General features: G+C 68.8%; 16 protein-coding genes and 1 pseudogene. 9 read left to right on the top strand and 8 right to left on the bottom strand.

Annotation, left to right across the window (positions count from 1 at the left end):
- Both AC1DU6_RS04305 and AC1DU6_RS04300 read right to left on the bottom strand, forming a co-directional pair.
- On the bottom strand, positions 1-1,953 hold a 1,953-nt coding region (locus AC1DU6_RS04305), incomplete at its 3' end, for a zinc-dependent metalloprotease (RefSeq protein WP_477856159.1).
- 66 nt (positions 1,954-2,019) lie between these two features.
- On the bottom strand, positions 2,020-5,760 hold the full coding sequence (locus AC1DU6_RS04300; protein ID WP_457324109.1) for a glycosyl hydrolase family 8: 3,741 nt from the start codon (positions 5,758-5,760) through the stop codon (positions 2,020-2,022).
- A gap of 243 nt (positions 5,761-6,003) precedes the next feature.
- Here AC1DU6_RS04300 and AC1DU6_RS04295 point away from each other — a divergent pair, with 243 nt between their 5' ends.
- The 4 genes from AC1DU6_RS04295 to AC1DU6_RS04280 all read left to right on the top strand — a co-directional run bounded on the left by AC1DU6_RS04295 (position 6,004) and on the right by AC1DU6_RS04280 (position 11,217).
- Positions 6,004-7,608, top strand: coding sequence for a glycoside hydrolase family 43 protein (locus tag AC1DU6_RS04295; protein ID WP_477856158.1), 1,605 nt, complete (start codon positions 6,004-6,006; stop codon positions 7,606-7,608).
- The gene (locus AC1DU6_RS04290; RefSeq protein WP_477856157.1) at positions 7,605-8,642 is read left to right on the top strand and encodes an aldose epimerase family protein; all 1,038 of its coding nucleotides are present in this window, start codon (positions 7,605-7,607) and stop codon (positions 8,640-8,642) included. The genes AC1DU6_RS04295 and AC1DU6_RS04290 overlap by 4 nt, the downstream gene beginning before the upstream one ends.
- 11 nt (positions 8,643-8,653) lie before the next feature.
- On the top strand, positions 8,654-10,381 hold the full coding sequence (gene araD / locus AC1DU6_RS04285) for an L-arabinonate dehydratase (RefSeq protein ID WP_457322663.1): 1,728 nt from the start codon (positions 8,654-8,656) through the stop codon (positions 10,379-10,381).
- Positions 10,382-10,506: 125 nt separating this feature from the next.
- Complete coding sequence (locus AC1DU6_RS04280; protein WP_457322662.1) at positions 10,507-11,217, top strand: ribonuclease activity regulator RraA; 711 nt, start codon at positions 10,507-10,509, stop codon at positions 11,215-11,217.
- Here the strand turns inward: AC1DU6_RS04280 and AC1DU6_RS04275 are convergent.
- Entirely contained in the window at positions 11,204-12,475 is a 1,272-nt protein-coding gene (locus AC1DU6_RS04275) for an SGNH/GDSL hydrolase family protein (RefSeq protein ID WP_457389496.1), read from the bottom strand. The genes AC1DU6_RS04280 and AC1DU6_RS04275 overlap by 14 nt on opposite strands.
- Positions 12,476-12,609: 134 nt before the next feature.
- Positions 12,610-12,816 carry a hypothetical protein gene (locus tag AC1DU6_RS04270; protein ID WP_157282173.1) on the bottom strand — a complete coding sequence of 69 codons (207 nt, stop codon included), beginning with the start codon at positions 12,814-12,816 and terminating at the stop codon, positions 12,610-12,612.
- 320 nt (positions 12,817-13,136) lie between these two features.
- On the opposite strand from AC1DU6_RS04270, the gene AC1DU6_RS04265 reads away from it, so the two are divergent.
- The 3 genes from AC1DU6_RS04265 to AC1DU6_RS04255 are packed head-to-tail and all read left to right on the top strand — an operon-like array spanning position 13,137 to position 14,919.
- Positions 13,137-13,469: a peptidase associated/transthyretin-like domain-containing protein gene (locus AC1DU6_RS04265; RefSeq protein ID WP_457322660.1), complete on the top strand. Its 333-nt coding sequence runs from the start codon at positions 13,137-13,139 to the stop codon at positions 13,467-13,469.
- The gene (locus AC1DU6_RS04260) at positions 13,466-14,485 is read left to right on the top strand and encodes a hypothetical protein (protein ID WP_477856156.1); all 1,020 of its coding nucleotides are present in this window, start codon (positions 13,466-13,468) and stop codon (positions 14,483-14,485) included. Before AC1DU6_RS04265 ends, AC1DU6_RS04260 begins: the two co-directional genes overlap by 4 nt.
- A gap of 29 nt (positions 14,486-14,514) precedes the next feature.
- Positions 14,515-14,919, top strand: coding sequence for a carboxypeptidase-like regulatory domain-containing protein (locus tag AC1DU6_RS04255; RefSeq protein ID WP_457322658.1), 405 nt, complete (start codon positions 14,515-14,517; stop codon positions 14,917-14,919).
- Positions 14,920-14,970: 51 nt separating this feature from the next.
- On the opposite strand, the gene AC1DU6_RS04250 is transcribed toward AC1DU6_RS04255, so the two are convergent.
- Positions 14,971-15,264, bottom strand: coding sequence for a hypothetical protein (locus tag AC1DU6_RS04250; protein ID WP_056204845.1), 294 nt, complete (start codon positions 15,262-15,264; stop codon positions 14,971-14,973).
- Positions 15,265-15,445: 181 nt separating this feature from the next.
- Between AC1DU6_RS04250 and AC1DU6_RS04245 the strand changes: the two genes are divergently transcribed.
- Positions 15,446-17,602, top strand: a complete 2,157-nt coding sequence (locus AC1DU6_RS04245; RefSeq protein WP_477856155.1) for an acyl-CoA dehydrogenase — start codon at positions 15,446-15,448, stop codon at positions 17,600-17,602.
- Positions 17,603-17,651: 49 nt separating this feature from the next.
- Here the strand turns inward: AC1DU6_RS04245 and AC1DU6_RS04240 are convergent, their stop codons facing one another.
- Positions 17,652-18,947: an ABC transporter permease gene (locus tag AC1DU6_RS04240; protein WP_457389498.1), complete on the bottom strand. Its 1,296-nt coding sequence runs from the start codon at positions 18,945-18,947 to the stop codon at positions 17,652-17,654.
- Positions 18,948-18,958: 11 nt separating this feature from the next.
- Positions 18,959-19,897 (bottom strand): ABC transporter ATP-binding protein, encoded by a 939-nt coding sequence (locus tag AC1DU6_RS04235; protein ID WP_457322654.1) that lies wholly within the window; start codon positions 19,895-19,897, stop codon positions 18,959-18,961.
- A 151-nt stretch (positions 19,898-20,048) separates the two neighbouring features.
- Here AC1DU6_RS04235 and AC1DU6_RS04230 point away from each other — a divergent pair, with 151 nt between their 5' ends.
- On the top strand, positions 20,049-20,972 hold the full coding sequence (locus AC1DU6_RS04230) for a lactate/malate family dehydrogenase (protein ID WP_457322653.1): 924 nt from the start codon (positions 20,049-20,051) through the stop codon (positions 20,970-20,972).
- On the opposite strand, the pseudogene AC1DU6_RS04225 reads toward AC1DU6_RS04230, so the two are convergent.
- Positions 20,969-21,168: pseudogene (locus tag AC1DU6_RS04225) on the bottom strand (methyl-accepting chemotaxis protein); the annotation flags it as partial. The gene AC1DU6_RS04230 and the pseudogene AC1DU6_RS04225 sit on opposite strands and share 4 nt — an antisense overlap.

The following is a 21,168-nucleotide window of genomic DNA, read 5'->3' as shown; positions in this document are numbered from 1 at the left end:
AGGCACGGGCGTGGCAATGGCGCCGGGCTGGTCGTTGTGCTTGTTCTGCACGCCGTAGCCGCCCACGATGGCCGCCACGTGGCTGAGTTCGCGCAGCCACTGCGTCCAGGTGGCGCGGTAGAGATCCTCCAGGGTCTTGTCGTCCTTGCCGTCCTGCGGCACGAGGCCCGGCAGCATCTTGACCACGCGCTCCAGGTTGCGCATGCCCAGCGTGGTGGCAGCCACGGCGTCCGCATCGCCGACGGCCTCGGCGTTCTCGCCGAAGTCGCCGCCCTCGGCCTTGGGCGCGCTGAAGCGCAGCCAGGGCTTGCCGTCCTGCTCGCGCGCCCACAGGTTGAGCTGCTGGCGCTCCTCTTCGGGCGTCTTGGCGCTGGGGATGGGGGTGTAGCCCCAGCGGGTGGCGAACACGTCGTAGGGGCCGATCTTGGGAATCAGCAGCGCGGGATCGACGTTGTCCTCCGGCTGGACGAGGTAGTTGAAGCGGCTGTAATCCATCAGCGTGGGCACATGGCCCATGGTCTTGAGCCACTGGGGGTCGCGCAGCTTGTCCACCGGGTACAGGGAGCTGGCCTTCATGTTGTGCGGGAAGCCCAGCGAATGCCCCACCTCGTGCGTGACGACGAAAGCCACCAGGTCGCCCATGAGGTCATCCGGCAGCGGCAGCTTGCGGGCGCGCGGGTCCAGCGGGCCCACCTGCGTGACGTACCAGTCGCGCTGCAGCTGGACGATGTTGTGGAACATCACGATGTTGGCGTTCAGGATCTCGCCGCTGCGCGGGTCAGCCAGGTGCGGGCCGTAGGCATTGGCGGTGGGCGACGGCACCCAGCGGATGACGCTGTAGCGCACGTCCTCGGGGTCGAACTCCGGGTCTTCCTCGGGCGTGGGGAATGGCCGCGCCTGCACGGCGTTCTTGAAGCCCGCGGCCTCGAAGGCCTCGTTCCAGGCCTCGACGCCCTTCTTCACATAGGGCACCAGCGAGGTGGGCGTGGCCCTGTCGATGTACCAGACGATGGGCTTGACCGRCTCGCTCACCGCGGCGCCGGGGTCCTTCTTCTCCAGCCTCCAACGGGTGATCAGGCGCTCGCGCCGGACCTCGTGCGCGCCGGCGCCGAAGTCGGTGCGGCTGACGCTGAAGAAGCCCACGCGGTCGTCCAGCAGGCGCGGCATCATGGGCTGCTGGGGCAGTTGCACGATGCTGTAGGCCAGGTTGAGCGACACGCTGCGCGCCGCCTGCATCTGCGGCAGCACGGGCAGGCCCGGTATCGTGGGCATGGGCGTCGGCATGACGGTGTAGGTATGCACCGCGTCCACCCGCACGCTGCCGGGGAAGGCCTTGGTCTGCTCCACGTAGCTGCGGCTGCTGTCCACGCCGCCGCGCACCATGGCACGGGCGCTGAAATCGCCCACTTCGGAGTTGAACAGCCGCGTGACCTCAATCACCGGCGCGCCGTCCTTGCCGAAAGCCTCCACCGGAAACACCGCCAGGATGGCATCCCGCTGGGACAGGCGCACGGCGTCCGCGATCGGGCTGCCCGGCGCGCTCACCGCATCGTGCGACACGAGCTGCAGCATCACGCGGTTTTGCTTGAGCACGAAGCGCAGCACGTCCTGGTTGAGTGTGCGCCCCACATGATCCTGGCCCGCGGGCACGGCGGTGGCGTTGGCCACCATCAGCAGCGGCTGCTCCAGCAAGGCCTTGGGGATCTCGAAATAGAGCTTGTTCTTGAGGTTGTGGACGCGGAACAGGCCCTCCTGCGTCTTGGCCTCGGCCGTGATGACCTTGTCGAAGGGCTTGGGCTCGGTCACGTCGGGCGCCGTCGGGCGCGTTGCGCCAGCGGGCGCCGAGGCGCCGGAGGCCGGCGGAGCGGGGGGCGTTTGGGCGAAAGCCTGGCTAACGGCCAGAGCCAGCAGCAGGGCGGCTGACAGCGCCCGGCTTTGCGTCTTGTTTTTCATGGCATCCCTTGGGTCCGGCGCACCACAGCGCGCACGGTGGGCATCATAGGCAAGGGGCCGACGCGCTCACCAAGCCTTGAAGCGCCCCGTGACATGCAGCAGCGCCATGAACTGCAGCAGGCCGTCGTAGTAACGCCATTGGCCGGCGGGCGGCTCCAGCGCCCAGAGATCGTTGACGAAGCGCGCACCCAGCGGCTTGTCGACGAGCAGGGCTGCGACGGCATTGCTGGCCATCAGGCCCGTGGCGGCCTCGTCATTCAAGGGCTTGCCGTCCACCGTGTAGAGATGCGGATAGGGCTTGCCGTACTTGCCTTGTGAAGCAAAGAAGCCCAGCAGCTTGCGGCTCAAGCCCGCGGCGTCCGGGTTCTTGTCCCACCAGGCCTGGTCGACACTCCAGTTCACCGCCGTGCGGAAGGCGTCGTAGCGGAAGTCCTCATGGCCTTCATGCACGCGCGGGCGGCCGTCGAATTCGGCGTAGTCGGGCGTCAGGCCGGTCTTCGGATGGGCCGCCACGGAGAAGTAGGCGCGGCTGATCCCGGCGATCTCGGCCCAGCGCTCGCGGTCCTCGGGTTTGGCGGCGCGGCGGGCCCAGATCTCGTAGAAGGCGGGCAGGTGGTAGGACGGGTCGCTGAAGTCGGCCGCCTTGCCGATAGGCACGAAGACGACCTGGCCGCGCTCGGGCGAGAACATCGAGCGCACGCCGTCGACGATGCCGCCGTTCATCTGCTCCTTGTGCAGCATGGTGCTGAGCAAGGCCTGGGCCTGGGCGTTGTAGTCGTACAGGCCCTGGCCATTGCCCCAGCGGGCGGCCGCCATCAGCAGCGCCGTGGCGAAGTACTCCTCGCCGTCGGACGCGGGCACGGTGTCCTTGTCGCAGCCCTTGGGCCGGCATTGCCAGCGAAAGTAGCCGGCGCGCGGGCCCGTGCGGTAGCGCATGTGGGTTGCGGCCCAGTTCCACAGCGCGTCGAACTCCGCCTTGCGGCCCATCTGCACGGCAATCATCATCCCGTAGGACATGCCCTCGCTGCGCACATCGGCGTTGTTGACGTCCAGCACATAGGCGGCCGGGCCGTCAGGTGTGGCGGGCGCGGCGTAGACGACACGGTGTTCGGCGTCGCCCTCGAACAGCGACTGCCAGTAGCCGGCCAGCCTGGCGTCGATGTCGGCCTCGGTCACGCTGGGGCGGATCTCGCGCAGCAGGTTGCGGTAGTTGCCGGTATGTGCCGCGCCACGCGGCGGGAGGGTGACCGAGGCCAGCGGTGCCAGCACCAGCTTTTGCAGCACCGCGTTGTCATCGAGGCGCCAGACCTTGATGACATGGCGGCCGGGCTGCAGGCTGGCGAAGCGTGCGCTGAGCACAAAGCCGTTGTCCTTGACGGCCTGCGCCCAGTCCTTCTCGCCGCGGCTCAGCTCGGGGCCTGCAGTCGGCACCAGGTTCAGCTTGAGCTCCTGCGCCGGCAACTCGTCGACGGCCACGGCCAGGCGGATGCCGCCCGCATTGCGCGTGTCCAGCGTCGGCACCATGTGCAGGCTGAGCAGCGTGTCGCCGGCATGCGACGTGTCGACGTCGTACTCCAGCCGCACGCCATCGGCCAGCGTTGTCGGCGCGTGGCCTTGCGGCAAGGCCGTCACAGCGCCCAGGCCGTGGCCGAGGTTGGGGATGACCGTCCAGGTCAGGCCCTGGCCGTTGATGGCGCGGCTGAACCGAATCGCCTCCAGCGTGATCGCGTTCGACGGTTCTGCCGTGGCGCGCTCCAGCTGGCGTTGAACTTCGGCCGGATCGGCGCTGCCCGCCACGCGCTTCACCGCCGGCATGCTGTTCTTGTCCGGCTGCTGCCAGCTCGTGTAGCCGATATGGGTCTGCAGCATCATGCCGGCCCATTTGCCGTTCGCGAGGGCGTGGTACTGGTCGGCGATGGCCTGGTCGCGCTGGAAAGCGGCCTCGGCGCGGTCGGCAAAGACATTGGCGCGTGCGTCACCCGCCGCAGCCAGCTTGCGGTTCCATGCCGCCGCATAGTGCAGCCGGTAGAGGTTGGCCATCGCCAGCACGGGGTGCTCGATCAGCTGGAAGTAGGCGTCGAGCTGGTCGGCCTTCAGCCCCGCCTTGACCTTCGCCACGCGCGCTTCCAGCACCTCCCATTCGGCGACGCGGCGGCCGAAGTCGCCGCCATCCAGCGCATCGGGCGAGGCGTTGCCGAGACGGAAGCTGCCCGCATCGACGAGCTCAGGCTTGCGCCGTGCCGCATACTGGCTGTAGCGAGTGACCAGCTCACCGATCTCCGCGGCTTGAGCGCCGCCGAAGGTCCGCGCCGCCCAGTCGCGCGGGTAGGCCGACAACGCCGCCGGCGTCATGCGCGCGGGCGACCAGGCCATGTCGAGGAAGAAGCTGATCGGGAACTCCATCGGCTTGATGTCGCCGACGTTGACGATCCACAGCGCGTCCGCTCCGCGCTCGTGGGCCAGGTTCATCTGCTGCCAGGTCTTCTCGATCTGGTTGGTATTGAGCCACTTGTAGTTGCGCGGCCCGCCCACGTAGTCGAAGTGGTAGTACACGCCGTAGCCGCCCTTGCGGTCGAGGTCTTTCACCGGCAGGCGGCGGATCTGGCCCCAGTTGTCGTCGGCAAACAGCAGCAGCACGTCGTCGGGCACCTGCATACCCTTGTCGTAGTAGTCCTGCACCTCCTTGTAGAGGGCCCACATCTGCGGCGTCTTCTCGGCCGGCTGGCCGGTCACGTCGGCAATGATCTTGCGCTGGTCGCGCACGACGCTTTCGAGCAATGCGGTGGCCGTGCCCTCGCTCATCGGCTCGTCGCCGTCGCCGCGCATGCCCACGGTGACGAGGGTGTCGAAGGCCTTGCCGCCGGGCCGGCCCATCGTGCGCTGGATGCCGCCGCGCCAGAACTCGCGCAGCTGCTCGGGGTTCTTCGCGTAGTCCCAGGCGCCGCCCTTGGAGCGCGCCCATTCGTCATGAGCCCGCGACATCGGCTCGTGGTGGGAGGTGCCCATGACGACGCCCATCTCGTCGGCCAGCACCATGTTCCTCGGGTCGTCGGCATTGAAGGCGCGCGGCGCCCACATGGCCGGCCACAGGTAGTTGCCGCGCAGGCGCAGGATCAGCTCGAAGACATGGGCATAGAAGGCCGAGTTGGCGCCGCCGAACCTGGCCTGCGCCCAGGTGCTCAGCGCCGGCGCCTCGTCGTTGATGAAGATGCCGCGGTACTTGACCTGGGGCTGGTCGTCACGGGCGCCCGCGGTGACGAAGACATCGGTCTTCTTTTCCACCGGCACGTCCGCCCACCAGGCCCAGGGACTGACGCCCATGCGGGCCGACAGGTCGTAGGTGCCGAAGACCGCGCCGCGGCGGTCCGAACCGACGATGACGAGGGCACGGGCGATGCCCGGCCAGGGCTGCTCGACGACCACCTGGCGGTAGGCCTCCCAGCGGCCCTTGAGCCCGTCGAGCTTGAGCTTGCGGCGGGCGACGAGATCGTCCAGCATGGGGCTGCGCCCCAGCTCGCCGATGACCACGATTTCGCCGCGCGCGTCGGCGATACGGTTCAGCAGCGCTGCCGGCTTGCCCGACACGCGCTCCAGGTCCGCCGCGAAGTTGCGGCTCGCATGCTGGAGCGCCGGATCGGCCGCAGCATCGACAACAACGCCAGCCGCCTGGCCCGCCTTCACCAGTGCCAGCGCGCGACCGGGGTCGCGCGCGCAGACCGACACGGGTGCGTCGCAAGCCAGGGCGGGCACGCAAACACCAGCCGCGACCAGCAGCCCCGCGAGGATTTTCAAAACACGACGAATCACCGCTAGTCTCCACGCCCGGCGTCCTGGCACGGGACGCTCTTTGGCCATTGATGTTTACGCAATCAGTTTTAAAGCACAAAGATGATCGCGGGGGCTGATCGGGATTTTCCCTGGTATCTCAGCCCACTTCTGCCTGATGCACGCCGCCATGATGAATTCCATAAAGGCGCGCTTCAGCCTATTTATGGTAGCGTAACCTTTTCGAAGCCGCCCGCACTGCCCACGTCCAGCAGGCCACGATTCATGATCCACAACCCCGTGCTGCCCGGCTTCAATCCGGACCCCTCCTTCTGCCGCGTCGGCGATGACTTCTACATCGCAACCTCCACCTTCGAGTGGTACCCCGGCGTGCAGATTCACCATTCGCGCGACCTCGTCAATTGGACGCTGGTGACGCGCCCGCTGAACCGCAAGAGCCAGCTCGACATGCGCGGCAACCCGGACTCCTGCGGCATCTGGGCGCCCTGCCTGTCCTACGCGGACGGCCTGTTCTGGCTGGTCTACACCGATGTGAAGCGCTTCGAGGGTAACTTCAAGGATGCGCACAACTACATCGTCACGGCGCCCAGCATCGAGGGCCCCTGGAGCGACCCGGTCTACGTGAACTCGTCGGGCTTCGATCCCTCTCTCTTCCACGATGAAGATGGCCGCAAGTGGTTCCTGAACATGCTGTGGGACCACCGCACCGGCTCCATCGGCGGCCAGCCCAAGGCCTCCGCATTCGCCGGCATCCTGCTGCAGGAATGGGACGCCGAACGCCGCCAGCTCGTCGGGTCGGTTACCAACATCTACCGCGGCACGCCGCTGGGCCTGGTCGAAGGGCCGCACCTCTTCAAGCGCCAGGGCTGGTACTACCTGATGACGGCCGAGGGCGGCACCGGCTACGGCCACGCGGTGACGCTGGCGCGTTCGCGCGCGCTGCATGGCCCCTACGAGACCCACTCCCAGCGGCACGTCGTCAGCAGCAAGGACGCACCCGACGCGCCGCTGCAGCGCGCCGGCCACGGCCAGGTCGTGCAGTTGGCCGACGGCAGCGTCTACCTCGCCCACCTCTGCGGCCGGCCGCTGCCGGGCACGCGGCGCTCGCCGCGCGGCCGCGAGACGGCCATCCAACGTTGCGTCTGGGGTGAGGACGACTGGCTCTACCTCGCCGACGGCGGCATGGTGCCGGCCGTCGAGGTGGCTGCGCCCACTGATGCGCAGCCGCTGCCGCGCGAAGCCGTGCGGCGCAGCTTCGTCAACTGCCCGCGCCTGCCGCAGGAATTCCAGTGGCTGCGCACGCCCGAGCCTGACCGGCTGTTCACGCTCACCGGCGGCGCACTGCGGCTGACCGGGCGCGAGTCGGTGGGCAGCTGGTTTGAGCAAAGCCTGGTGGCGCGGCGCCAGGAGGATGCCGGCTTGCGCGCCGAGACGACGGTGGCGGCTTTTTCTCCCGACACCTACCAACAGGCCGCGGGCCTGACCCATTACTACAACCGCCACAAGTTCCACGCCCTCCTCATCACCTGGGCGGACGGGCTGGGCCGCGTGCTGAGCATCCTGTCCTGCCCCGGCGATTGGCCGGACAACCGGTTGCAGTTCCCCCTCGGCGAACCCGTGCCTTTGCCCGCCGAGGGCCCCGTGCAACTCGCTGCCGACATCGACGGCCCGCATCTGCAGTTCCTCGCCGACTGGGGCCAGGGCTGGCAGCCCGTGGGGCCGGTGCTGGACGCCAGCGTCATCTCCGACGAAGGCGGCCGYGSCGAGCATGSCWSCTTCACSGGCGCCTTCATCGGCATGCTGGCCTTCGACACCAGCGGCCGCGCCCGAACGGCTGACTTCACCCGCTTCGACTACCTGCCTCGATGAGCACCCAGGGTTCAGCAGCCGATCCCGCGGTCTTCACGCTCGGCACGGCTGGCGGCCTGCAGATCCAGGTCAGCGATTTCGGTGCGTGCTGGCTGTCCTGCCTCGCGCCCATGCCGGATGGCAGTCGGCGTGAGGTCGTGCTCGGGCACGCGATGCCGGCCGATCACCTGCGCGAGCCCGGCTTCTTTGGCGCCATCGTCGGCCGCTATGCCAACCGCATCGGCGGCGCCGCCATCACGCTGGACGGGCGCGCGCATCGGCTCGTCGCCAACGAGGGCGAGAACCAGCTGCACGGCGGTCCGGATGGCTTCGACCGCCGCAGCTGGACGGTCGTCGACCACGGTACGCACCACCTGCGCCTGGCCCTGCATTCGCCCGATGGCGACCAGGGCTACCCCGGTTCACTGAGTGCCGAAGTCGAGTACCGCCTGGACCCGCAGCGCCCAGTCCTCACGCTGCACTTCGGCGCCCGCGTGAGCGCGCCCTGCCCGGTCAATCTGACCAGCCATCCCTACTTCAATCTCGACGGCTCGGCAGCGCCCGTGCTCGGCCATCGGCTGCAGGTGGCCGCGAGCGCGATGCTGCCGGTGCGGCCCGACATGGTCCCGACCGGCGAAGTCGCCCCGGTCAACGGCACGCCCTTCGATTTGCGTCAGCCACGCCTCATCGGCGATGGCCTGGGCCAGGGCGAGCAGCAGGCGCGCGGCAGCGGCTACGACCACTGCTTCGTGCTGGACGAGAACGCCGCACGCGGCGAGGCGCCCGCCGCCGCGCTGGTCTCGGCCGACGGACGCCTGGCCATGCGACTCTTCACCAACTACCCTGGCCTGCAGGTCTGCAGCGGCAATTTCGTGCACCATGCCAAGGGCCGCGACGGCCTGCCCTTTTCACGCCATGCCGGCATCGCGCTGGAGCCGCAGTTCTTCCCGGACGCGCCCAACCACCCGGCCTGGCGCGAGCAGGGTTGCATCCTGCGCCCCGGCCAGACGCTGGCGCGCTGGATGCGCCTGGAGTTCGACGCCCTCGCCCGATGAAGCCGCTGCCCATGACCAAGACACCCGAAGAGCTGCGCAGCGCGCGCTGGTTCGCCAAGGACGATTTCCGCAGCTTCGGCCACCGCAGCCGTGTGCTGCAGATGGGCTATGCCGCCGAGGACTTCATCGGCAAACCCGTCATCGCCATCGTCAACACCTGGAGCGATGCCAACCAGTGCCACAGCCACTTCAAGCAGCGGGTGGAGGACGTCAAGCGCGGCGTCCTGCAAGCGGGCGGCTGGCCACTGGAACTGCCGGCCATTTCGCTCAGCGAAAGCATGGTCAAGCCGACGTCCATGCTCTATCGCAACTTCCTCGCGATGGAGACCGAGGAGCTGCTGCGCAGCCACCCGGTGGACGGCGCCGTGCTGATGGGCGGCTGCGACAAGACCACGCCCGGCCTCTTGATGGGCGCGCTGAGCATGGGCCTGCCCTGCATCTACCTGCCGGCCGGCCCGATGCTGCGCGGCAACTGGCGCGGCCAGGTGCTGGGCTCGGGGTCGGACGCCTTCAAGTACTGGGACGAACGCCGCGCCGGCCGCCTGAGTGACCAGGCCTGGGCCGAGATGGAGGCCGGCATTGCGCGCAGCCACGGCACCTGCATGACGATGGGCACGGCGGCCACGATGATGGGCATTGCCGAGGCGTTGGGCTTCACGCTGCCGGGCGCCAGCAGCATCCCCGCGCCAGACGCCAACCACATCCGCATGTCGGCGGAATGCGGCCGGCGCATCGTGCAGATGGTGTGGGGGGACCTGACGCCAGCGAAGTTGCTCAGCAAGGGCAGCTTCGCCAACGCGATTGCAGTGGCCATGGCCATGGGCTGCAGCACCAACGCCATCATTCATCTGGTCGCCATCAGCCGCCGCGCCGGGCTGCCGGTCACGCTGGACGACTTCGACGTGGCCAGCCGCCATGTCGGCGTCATCGCCAACATCCGGCCCAGCGGGGATGCCTACCTGATGGAGGACTTCTTTTACGCCGGCGGGCTGCCCGCGCTGATGAACGTCATGCGGGACAAGCTCGACCTCGGCGCGCTGACCGTCAACGGCCGCACGGTGGGCGAGAACGTCGCCGGCGCCGAGGTGTTCAATGCGGACGTGATCCGCGCGCTGGACAACCCCATCTACGCCGAAGGCGCGCTGGCCGTGCTGCGCGGCAACCTCGCGCCGGACGGCGTCGTCATCAAGCCCAGCGCCGTGGCCAAGCACCTGCTGCAGCACACCGGTCGGGCACTGGTGTTCGACGACTACCCCAGCCTCAAAGCCGCCGTCGATGACCCGGATCTGGACGTGACCGGCGACGACATTCTTGTTTTGCGCAACGCCGGCCCGAAGGGTGCCGGCATGCCGGAATGGGGCATGCTGCCCATCCCGACCAAGCTGCTGAAAGCCGGCGTGACGGACATGCTGCGCCTGTCCGACGCACGCATGAGCGGCACCAGCTACGGCGGCTGCCTGCTGCATTGCAGCCCCGAGGCCTTCATCGGCGGCCCGCTGGCGCTGGTGAAGACGGGTGACAACATCACCGTCGACGTGCCGGCCCGCCGCATCCACCTCAAAGTCAGCGATGAGGAACTTGCCGCGCGCCGCGCCGCCTGGACACCGCCGCCCGCGCGCTACGAGCGCGGCTACGGCTGGATGTTCGCCCGCCACATCCTGCAGGCCCATGAGGGCTGCGACTTCGACTTCCTTGAAACCCAGTTCGGCGCGCCGGTGCCCGAGCCGGTGATCTACTAAGAACTGCTTGCCCCACATGCTGAAGAACACAGCCACAGAGACACGGAGGCACAGAGAGAGCCGGATGCCTCTGTGTCTCTGTGCCTCTGTGGCTGTGTTCCTTGGCCCTTCCAATTGAGCCCCACATGAACCCCGACACCCGCAAGAAGCTGATGGGCGTCAGCACCGCCACGCTGTGCACGGCCCTGTTCAAGCGCGGCCTGCGCGGTCAGTTCATCCAGGACGTGCGCCCGCTGAACCCCGGCCTGCCGAACATGGTCGGCCCGGCTTACACGCTGCGCTACATGCCGGCGCGCGAGGACCTGAACGACATCAGCGTGTTCAAGGACCGCGCCCATCCGCAGCGCAAGGCCGTCGAGGAATGCCCGGAAGGCGCGGTGCTGGTCATCGACAGCCGCAAGGATGCGCGTGCCGCTTCGGCGGGCGGCATCCTGGTGGCCCGGCTGATGGTGCGCGGCGTGGCCGGCGTCGTCACCGATGGCGGCTTTCGCGACAGCCCCGACATCGCCCGCTACAGCATGCCGGCCTACCACTCGCGCCCGAGCGCACCGACCAACCTGACGCTGCACCAGGCCATCGCCATCAACGAGCCGATTGGCTGCGGCGATGCACCGGTGTTCCCGGGTGATGTGATCGTCGGCGATGCCGAGGGCGTCATCGTCATCCCGGCCCACCTGGCCGACGAGATCGCGAACGAAGCCGTCGAGATGACCGTCTTTGAGGACTATGTGCAGGACAAGGTGATGGGCGGCCGCAGCGTGCTGGGCCTTTACCCACCGACCGATGCCGACGTGGCCGCGGACTTCGCGGCCTGGCGTCAGCTCAAGGGGCGCTGACCTTCGGGCATCGCCTGTCGAGCACTTCGACAGGAAAGGCTTCGGCCATCACGCGATAGCCGGCCAGCGAAGGATGCAGGCCGTCGTTGTCGACCTCGGCACGCAGGAATGCCGGACGCGCCGGGTCGCGCATCAACGCATCGAAGTCCACCAGTGCATCGAAGCGTCCCGGCTCACGCAGCCAGGCGTTCAGCGCCTGGCGATCGGCCTCGTTCTCGGCTTGCGGTGAGTAATAGCCGCTGCCCGAATAGGGCATGACGGTCGAGGCGATCAAGCAGACGCCGCGTGAGCGGGCACGCTGGGCGAGGTCAGTGAAACCAGCCTTCATCTCGGCCAGCAGCGTGGCGCGAGACTCGGGCGTCGTCGGCCGGCCGCGGTGGCTGACGCCGAGATCGTTGACGCCGATCAGCACGACGGCATGCGTGGCACCAGTTCTTTCCAGCACGTCGCGGTCAAAACGCGACACGAGGTTGGGGCCGAGCCCGTCGCGCAGCAGGCGCCCACCGCCGATCCCCGTGTTGATGACCGAGACCTCCCGCTTCTCGGCCATCAGGCGACGCGACAGCACATCGGTCCAGCGTTGGTAGCTGCCCGACGGCACGCCATAGCCGTCGGTGATGGAGTCACCCGTCGCGACGAGGACGGGCAGCACTCTGGCAGCCCGCACGTCCAAGGCTGCCAGATGTCTCCAGCCTTCCTGGGCCACGGCCTCGGGCCAGTCCGCCGTGCCGACGCGATCGCCTGGCACCGCCCAACTGCGGATGCGCGAACCTGGATGCATACTGGCCTGCGCCGGCCCGGCCTGCACATGCATCTGCACGGCGACATCGGCCTGGCGTGGGACGGCGAATTCGATCACGTCGCTCCAGATCTCGGCATGCGCCGGCACGACGACTTCACGCCGACTCCCAAAGCTCAGCGAACGTAGGCTGGCCGCGTTGACCACCACGCCGTCCACCAAGGCCACGCTGGCCGCGCCCAGGGTCAGCGGCTCGGCGCCGAAGAGGTTGCTGATGCGCACCCGGAGGGCCCGCCCTGCGGCGTCCACGCGCACGATCTGGCGCAAGCTGACGTCGCGCAGGGGCTGGCGCCACGCGAGCGGGGCGTCAGCTGGCGGCGCCTGCTCCAGCTGCGCGCTGGCCCAGGCCGCCAGCCAGGTGCCGCCGGCATCGTCTCGCGGCGCGCCGGCGCACCCGGCCAGCAGCAGGATGGCAGTCAGCAGGCCGAATCGGAGGCTCGCTCGTGGAGATGGGCTCATGCCAAAATGATAGCGCAACCATTTGCTCGCCATCCAGGCGGCCCGGGGAGCGTGGTTGTTGCACCTGCAGGCCCTGTCCAGAACTCCCGGCTTGCCTTTTCAGCCGCGATCAGCGCCAGAGTCCTGCGCGCTTTTCATCCGCGTACCGGCGCCTGGGCCAACTGCGCCGACCACAGCGGTTGCGTCGCGAGTTCCGCGGCGGTGACGTCGTCAGCCGTCACCGCATATTCATTGCTGCTGCGCTCAACAAAATAGGCAGAGCGGTAGCGCTGCAGCAGTCCCCCGAGTGCCCTGCGGGCCTGATTCGAAGGGCCATTGAAGACGAGGGTCAGCGTGGTCATGGTCGGTGCTTTCATCAAGGGCCGAGGTCATCCCATCGGCCCTCCTTGAACGCCAGGCAACCCGTGCGGTTGACGTTCAAGGTTGATACAGCTTGTGAGCGCACCGCCCAGGCCAAGCGATACGGCCTACAGGCRGCCCATCAGCAGCAGCACCAACACGATCAGAAGAACCGTGAGCCAACGCCGCCTCGGGACGAAGCGCAGGCCCTGCCAGGACCCGCAGACATCCTCACATCCTCAAAACAGTTGACATGCCGTTCCCGCAGGCTTGATGGGCCTGCCGTGAAGGCGCACAGTGCCAGCCTCGCCAGGAGATCACGATGCGATTCAGCCGCCTCGCCGCACTGTCCCTGGCCATGCTGCCGCTCGGCGCCATGGCAGGGGCGCTGTACGGCACCGTCCGCTCGGACCATGGGCCGCTGGGCGCTGTACAGGTTCAGCTGGCCTGCCCCCGCTTCGGGCAGGGCGCACGCACCACGGAGGCGACGAGCGATGCCAACGGCAGCTTCGCGCTGCGCCTGCCCGTGAATGGCAAATGCGAGATGCGCGTGCAGCGCGGCACCAGCATCGGCCCGCCGTTCGAGGTCTATCTGTTCGAGAACCCCGTGCGCTTTGATTTCGTCGTCGGGCAGCGGCTGGAGAAGCTGCGGTGACGGTCAAGGAGGCGGACAAGGTCAACAACAAGGCGCAAGACAAGGGCAAGCCCGGCGAGAAGGACACCGGCGCCACTCGCCTGGAGTGGATCAAGGCGATCGGCATGCCGGCAGTGACGCTGATCGTGACGGTGGTGGGCGGCTACTACCTGACCGGGCTGCAGAAGGAACGCGAGACGCGCGAGGGCAACGAGAAGCTGTACGCGCAGTTGCTGACGCAGCGCGAGCAGTCTGACGCACAGATCCGCAAGGACATGTTCAACGTCGTCATCAGCAACTTTCTGAAGGAGCCCAAGAAGGGCGACCTCGAAACGCAGGTGCTGCAACTCGAACTGCTCGCGAGCAACTTCAACCAGTCGCTGGACCTGGCGCCTCTGTTCAAGGACGTGGCCCGCAAGCTGACAGGCAAGGACGCCTCGTCCACGCCGCGCAATGCCGAGTTCAAGAAGCGACTGGACCTCAGCGCGGCCAACCTGATCTCCAAGCAGGTCGACAGCCTGTCGCACCGGGGCTTCGCCAAGGGCTATCCACAGCCACTGGGCGGTTGGGCGGAGAACTTCGGCAAGCCCTTCATCGACGAGAAGGTCCCGTTGCAGCGCCTCATGCCGCGATCACGAGCGGCACCGGGCGGCAAAGGCGAATCCATTCACTTCCAGGTCGAGATCGTGGATGTGAGTCTGGAGCGCCGCGAGGTGGAGGTCAGGCTGCGCGTCGACTTCCCGGGTGACTCGGAACAGGACGTGGACCGGCATTTCTGGGTCAGCCAATACGACTTCCCCATGCTGGACAACACGCAGTTGCCGCAGGGGCTTCGCTGCTCCATCGTCATCACCGAATTCCTGGTGCCGGACGGCCCCGCGGACAGCCGCGAAGCCAACAGCGCCGTCAAGTTCCACCTGGTCGTCTTTCCTGCTGCGAGCGCCAGCTTCAAGGAACGCCAGGACTATGACGACGTGCTGACCGACATGTTGAGGTTCAGCGCCAACCGCGGCGAGAAGGAGGCAGCACRCCCATGAACACAATTCCACTGCCCTGCCGCCGCTCCTTGCTTTGCGGCGTCGTCCTGGTCCTGGCCGCGGCGCTGCGTCCACAGCACGCCCTTGCATACGCCGCGGCGTCGGCGCCGGCCGGCAATGAAGACGAGGCCCCCAAAGGCAAACCGCCAAAGGACAAGGATCGAGACCGGGACAAATCGACCACCCGGCTGGTCGTCAAGGTCAGTGGCAACGGCAAGCCCGTCAGCCACGCCGACGTGAAGGTCAAGGTCGGCGGCGGCGACGGCATCTCCCTCGTGACCAATGACCGCGGCGAAGCCTCGCTGACTCTCAACGCCCCGGGCGCGGCCGAAGTCCACGTGATTGCGCTGGGCTGGGCGTCCGGTCGCGGCGTCGTGGAACTCAAGGCCGGCGAGCCGACCTCGCTGCAGATCGAACTCAAGAAGTCGCAGTGAAGGCGGCTGCGGATAGCGCCCGGTGAGAAGGGCCCGCCGCGAAGCTCGGGCTCAGGGCGCGGCGATGCCGTCGATGCGGTCCAGGCGCACGATCATGCGGCCAAACTGCTGATTGCGCAGTTCAACCCACAGCCCCGGTTCGATGCGCGTCACCGCGCCCGAGATCGTCTGCCCGGCCACGTAGAGCGTGATGCCGCGCTTGTCCTGCAGCGCCGTGGTGAGCGCCTGCTCGATGCCTCGCGTGGCATCGGTTGCATGAGCCACGCCCGACACGAAGGCGCAGGCGACGACGAGCGCGGCCAGCGCACGGCGTGAGGAAAAGGGACGGGACGGTTGCACAGACATGGCAGGGCTCCTGAATGCTGGTTGGACGGGCCTTGACTGTGCTCGACGCGGGTCACCAGGAAACGTCAGGCGAGGCAGGGGTTTGTTTCGTTTGTTGTTCGTACCGATCTTGAGAATCAGACACGGCTGACGCTGCGCCACCCTCGCCTGGCGCAGCATGGGCCCCAAGGAGACCACAGCCGTGATCGCAAGCTTGCTCGGCCCGTTGCTGGGTCGCTGGGCGTTTGAACCGTTCGCCAAGGCCTTGCCCCAGATGGGCGACACCGAGCGCGCGGCGCTGGAGGCCGGCACGGTGGGTTTCGAAGGCGCATTGTTCGCCGGCGCGCCGGACTTCGATCGCCTGCTCGCCATGGCGCCCAACCGCCTGACGGCGGACGAGCGGGCCTTCCTGGACGGCGACGTGCGCGAGCTGATCGCCATGCTCGACGACTTTGCGATCGACGAGGCGCACGACCTGCCGCCCGAGGTGTGGCGCTTTCTGCGCGAGCGGCGCTTCTTCGGCATGATCATCCCGCGCGAGCAGGGTGGCCTGGGCTTCGGCCATTTCGCCCACGCCGCCGTGGTGACCCGTATCGCCACCGTCAACGTGGCCACCGCCGTGACCGTCATGGTGCCCAACTCGCTGGGCCCGGCCGAACTGCTGCTGCGCTACGGCACGGACGCGCAGAAGGCCCACTACCTGCCCCGCCTGGCGGACGGCCGCGACCTGCCCTGCTTCGGCCTCACCTCGCCCTACGCCGGTTCCGACGCTGCGGCCATCCCAGACACCGGCATGCTGACCGAGCGCGAGATCGACGGCCACACCGTGCGCGGCTTCAGCGTGCGCTTTGACAAGCGCTACATCACGCTCGCACCGGTGGCCACCGTGGTGGGGCTGGCCTTCCAAGCCGTGGACCCGTCGCGCCCGCCGGCGGAGCAACATCTCGGCATCACCTGCGCACTGATCCCCGTGCCCACGCCGGGGCTGGAGATCGGGCGCCGCCACCGGCCGATGAACTCCGCCTTCATGAACGGGCCCATCCACGGCGACGATGTGTTCGTGCCCATGGACTGGGTCATCGGCGGCGAGGCTCAGGTGGGCCAGGGCTGGCGCATGCTGATGGAATGCCTCGCTGCGGGGCGCGCCATCTCGTTGCCGGCGTTGGGCGCGGCCATGCAGCAGACAGCGCTCTACGTGATGACGGGCTATGGCCGCATCCGCGAGCAGTTCGGCCTGCCCATCGCGCGCTTCGAGGCCATTGCGGGTCTCATAGCCCGCACGGCGGCGGATCTGTACGCGTCCGACGCCGCGCGCCGCTACACGGCAGCGGCACTCGACGCCGGCGAGCGGCCCAGCGTGGCCAGCGCCATCCTCAAGGTGCAGCTCACCGAGGCCGGCCGCCGCGCCGTCAGCACGGGCATGGACGTGCTGGGCGGCAAGGGCATCATCAGCGGCCCGAGCAACCTGCTGGGCGTGGCCTATCGGYATGCGCCCATTGCCATCACGGTGGAAGGCGCCAACCTGCTGTCGCGGGCCCTCATCATCTTCGGCCAGGGCGCCGTGCGCTGCCACCCACACGTGATGGACGAAATGGCTGCCGTGCAGGCCAAGGACGAAGCCGCGCTGGGCCGGGCCCTGCTGGGCCACGCAGGCCACGTCGCGCGCAACCTCGGCGCCAGCCTCTTCGGCGCCGGCCTGAAGGGCCGTGTGCCGCCAGGGCTTGAAAAGGAAGCCCGGCTCATCGCCCGCTTGTCGGCCAAATACGCGCTGACGGCCGACCTCGCGATGGGGCTGCTCGGCGGGCGGCTCAAGCGCATGGAGCTGCTGTCCGCGCGGCTGGGCGATGTGCTCTCCCACCTCTACCTGGCGGCGGCCAGCGTGTGGCGCTTCAAGGTGGAGGAGCAGGGCGAGGGCGACCCGAAGATGCTGCCATTCGCCCGGGCCGCCATCCGCTTCCAGCTCGAAGCCGCCGCGGCCACGCTGCGAGATCTGCACGCCAACATGCCTTCGGGCGCGTTGAAGGCGCTGTCGCCGCTGCTGCTGCACGGCACCCGCCACCTGGCACCGCTGCGCGATCGCGATCTCGTTGCGCTGGCCGAATCACTGCGCACCGATCCCTCGCTCGTGGCCCGCCTGTGCCCCGACTTCACCCCGCCGGCCACCGGCGGGCTGCGCGACCTGGCCGACGCGCTGCGCCTGGCCGATGCACTGGGCGGCGCCCCGGCCGAGGAGGTCACCGAGCTGAACCGCGCACTGCGCCGCACACACTCACTGGAAGCCGCCGCCGCCAGCTCGCGCGACCCCGAGGCCGCGCTGGCCTATCTGCGCGCGGCGGACAAGGTCATTCAGGTGGACTGACGCGACGAAGCAAGGTCTTCCTGTGGGCAGCGTCATTGGGCCTGAAAAATCACTCCTCCCAGCGAAACCGCCAGATCGCCAGCAGCCCGAAGGCTGCGCTGAAGCCCAGCATCACCGCGCTGGGCAGCAGCGCCGCGGCGAAGGGCTGACCGCGCCACGTCATCGCATCCAGCGCATCCACGGCCCAGCGTGTCGGCACGGCCAGCGAGACCGTCTGCAACCACTCCGGGAAGATGAAGGCCGGTACCCAGGCGCCGCCCAGCATGACCATCAGCAGCGTGGCCAGGATGGCCAGGCCGCGTGTGGCCTCGGGCGTGCGGCCCAGTGCCGCGATGAGCAGGCCGAAGCTGGCCGTCAGCAACGCAAAGCAGGCCAGCACCAGCGCGAAGCCGGCAGGGCTGCCGAGCACGCGCACGCCGAAGGCGGCGATGGCCACGACGTAGATGATGGTGAAGACGATCAGCGAGATCAGCGCGCTGGCGGCGATGCGACTGCCCAGCAGCTGGGCGCGCGACAGCGGTGCCGCGCGCAGCCGCTTCCACAGGCCCAGGCGGCGCATCAGCAGCAGGCCCATGCCCATCTCTACGCCGCTCATCAGGATGAACTGCACGCCCATGCCGGCGAAGGAGTGGGCATAGCTGTTGTAGGCCACGGGGGCGGCATTGGCGCTGGATTGCAGGGCCTCGACCTCGCGCGTCGTGTAGGGCATGGACAGGCCGCCCGCCGCCGCCGCGGAAGCACCGCCCGGAGGCTGAGCGGCCTCGCGCTTTTGCACGGCGCCGATGCTGTCGAACATGCGCACAAGCTCGGCCCGGCGTTCGGTGTCCAGGCCTTGCGAGGTCTCGACCTGTTGCTTCATGTCCGCCAGCACGGGGCTGCCGGCGCTGAAGGTGCTGCGGCTGACCTCCTGCATCAGCGTCTGCGCCAGCAGCCCGCGCACGACGGCCAGGGCGCTGGCCTGCGAGGGGTCGTAGTGCAGCACGATCACGGGCTTCGGGCTGGTGCCGAACATGGCGCCCGCCGCCTGCTGGCCCAGGCCCTGCGGCAGGATGGCCGCGGCGCGCAGCTTGCCGGCGCGCACCTGCGCCACGACGTCGGCCTCATCGGTGACCGTGGTCTTCAACGCGGACTCGGCCTGCAGTGCCGCCACGACGCGCTGCGACAGCGGGCTGTGGTCCAGGTCGACGACACCGACGGCGATGCCGGCCATCTTGCTGCTGGAGCCGAACAGGCTGCCGAAGAAGGCGGCGATGAGGATGGGCGCGACGATGCTCATGAGCAGCGCGCGGCGGTTGGAGAAGTGCAGCTTCAGTTCTGCACGGACGAGGGCGAGGATGGCTTGCATGGGTGTCCTCTTCAGTCGCGCAGGGCGCGGCCGGTGAGTTGGAGGAAGACGTCTTCAAGCGTCGCGCGGGCCGAGGCGAGACCGCGCACCCTGACACCTCGCTGCGCCAGCGCGGCCAGTACGGCGCCGGCGTCGCGGCCGATGTCGGCGACGCTGACGTCCAGCCGCTGGCCCACCCGCCTGACATCGGGAAAGCCGGCCAGGCCTTGCAGCGCCGCATCGTTGGGCTCGCCGTCGATCTCGACGTGCAGCGTCTGCGCGGCCGGCAGCAACGCGAAAAGCTGGGCCTGGGTGCCGCTGGCGACGACGCGGCCATGGTCGATGATGACGAGGCGGTCGGCCAGGCGCTCGGCCTCCTCCATGTAGTGGGTCGTGTAGATCAGCGCCTTGCCGGCGCGCTTGAGCATCTCCAGGTTGTCGAAGATGGCGTTGCGGCTTTGTGGGTCGACGCCGGCCGTGGGTTCGTCGAGCAGGATGATCTCGGGGTCGTGGATCAGCGCGCAGGCGATGTTGAGCCGCCGCTTCATGCCGCCGGAGAAGGTCGAGGGCTTGTCCTTGGCGCGGTCCGACAGGCCCACCATGGCCAGCACCTCGTCGGCGCGGCGCTTCAGCAGTTCAGGCGCCATGCCATAGAGGTTGCCGAAGAGCTCCACGTTCATGCGCGCCGGCAGTTCCTCGTACAGCGCGATGTCCTGGGGCACCAGGCCGATGCGGCGCTTGTAGCCGGCCTCGTCGCTGGCGAGACTGACGCCGCCGGACAGCGTCACCGTGCCGGCACCGGGCACCGTCAGGCCGCAGATCATGCCGACCGTCGTCGACTTGCCAGCGCCGTTAGGGCCGAGCAGGCCCAGCACCTCACCAGCCCGCAGCTCAAGGCTCACTTCATGCACGGCCACGCGGTCGCCATAGGCCTTGCGCAGGCCGCGGGCCACCAGCACGTCTTCCTTCATTGCCGCCTCCTTGGGTTCCGAATGGGCGCGATGCTAGACAGCGGCCGGGCGGCGCGCGCCTGCCATGCGACGAACGGCAAGCATCGGGCGCGGCTGAACGGCACGGCGCGCCAACTGTGAAAACTGGATTCGGCGGTCGATACTGCCTGGCATGAAGGCACGCATCGGCATCATCGGCACGGGCTGGGTCGGCACCAGCGTCGCGTTTTCAACGCTGCTCGCCGGGCATGCGCGCGAACTGTGGCTGTGCGACCAGCGCGCCGCCGTGGCCGAGGGCGAGGCCATGGACCTGGCCGACGGTGCGGCCTTCTACCCGCGCTGCGCCGTGAGTGCCGTGCCGCTGGCGCAGATGCGCGAGGCCGACATCGTCGTGCTGGCCGCCGGGCGCAACGGCCGGCCGGATGAGAGCCGGCTGGACCTGCTGCGCGACAACGCCCGCATCGCCGCCGGCATGGGCCGGGCGCTGGCCGGCTTCGGCGGCATCGTCATCGTCGTGACCAACCCGGTCGACGTGCTGACCCGCGTGGTCGCCGCGGCCGCCGGCCTGCCACCGGAGCGTGTCATCGGCACCGGCACGCTGCTGGACACGGCGCGGCTGCGCGAGCGGCTGGCCATGCACCTGAAGGTGTCGCCGACGTCGGTGCATGCGCAGGTCGTGGGCGAGCATGGCGACTCGTCGGTCGTGCTGTGGTCCGGCGCGCGCGTCGGTGGCGTGGCGCTGCGCGACTGGGCCGGCTGGCCGGCGGACGAGGAAGCCACGCTGGCGGGCCACGTGCGCCGCGCGGCCTACGACGTCATCCAGCGCAAGGGCGCCACCAACCACGCCATCGGGCTCGTCACGAGCGAGCTCATCGGCGCCCTCGTCAACGATGAGCGCCGGCTTCTGCCCGTCAGCCGCGTGCAGGAGGGCGCCTGTGGCATCCGCGGCGTGGCGTTGTCCCTGCCGGCGCTGGTGGGCGCGGGCGGCGCGGTGCAGGTGGTGGAGCCAGCGATGGATGCGGCCGAGCGGGCGGCGTTGGCGGCGTCGAGCGCGGTGCTGGCGCGAGCGTTCGCGTCACTCGCCGCCGGCGCCTAGGCCAGCTTGGCGGGCCCCCATGCGGGCCGGCTCGCAGCCTTTGCGCGCTGCGGGCTGCGGCGCTTGACACCGCTGCCGACGCGCGCCGCGGCGGCGCGTGGTGCCAAAGGCGCCGCGGGCTCGTGCGCCGGGCTGCTCTGAGCCAGCTTGAACACTTCGACCGTCTGCACCAGCCGCAGTGCCTGCACCCGCAGGC

The organism is Roseateles sp. P5_B10 (assembly GCF_056400485.1).
Note: the sequence above shows the minus strand (reverse complement) of the source record. Positions and strands in the feature narration are given on the sequence as shown.

Coding starts and splice junctions, on each gene's coding strand:
- AC1DU6_RS04270 (WP_157282173.1), bottom strand. CDS start 12,816: ATGACCACGCTGACCCTCGTCTTCAATGGCCCTTCGAATCAGGCCCGC.
- AC1DU6_RS04250 (WP_056204845.1), bottom strand. CDS start 15,264: ATGTCTGTGCAACCGTCCCGTCCCTTTTCCTCACGCCGTGCGCTGGCC.
- AC1DU6_RS04275 (WP_457389496.1), bottom strand. CDS start 12,475: ATGAGCCCATCTCCACGAGCGAGCCTCCGATTCGGCCTGCTGACTGCC.
- AC1DU6_RS04230 (WP_457322653.1), top strand. CDS start 20,049: ATGAAGGCACGCATCGGCATCATCGGCACGGGCTGGGTCGGCACCAGC.
- AC1DU6_RS04280 (WP_457322662.1), top strand. CDS start 10,507: ATGAACCCCGACACCCGCAAGAAGCTGATGGGCGTCAGCACCGCCACG.
- AC1DU6_RS04240 (WP_457389498.1), bottom strand. CDS start 18,947: ATGCAAGCCATCCTCGCCCTCGTCCGTGCAGAACTGAAGCTGCACTTC.
- AC1DU6_RS04235 (WP_457322654.1), bottom strand. CDS start 19,897: ATGAAGGAAGACGTGCTGGTGGCCCGCGGCCTGCGCAAGGCCTATGGC.
- AC1DU6_RS04265 (WP_457322660.1), top strand. CDS start 13,137: ATGCGATTCAGCCGCCTCGCCGCACTGTCCCTGGCCATGCTGCCGCTC.
- araD (WP_457322663.1), top strand. CDS start 8,654: ATGACCAAGACACCCGAAGAGCTGCGCAGCGCGCGCTGGTTCGCCAAG.
- AC1DU6_RS04290 (WP_477856157.1), top strand. CDS start 7,605: ATGAGCACCCAGGGTTCAGCAGCCGATCCCGCGGTCTTCACGCTCGGC.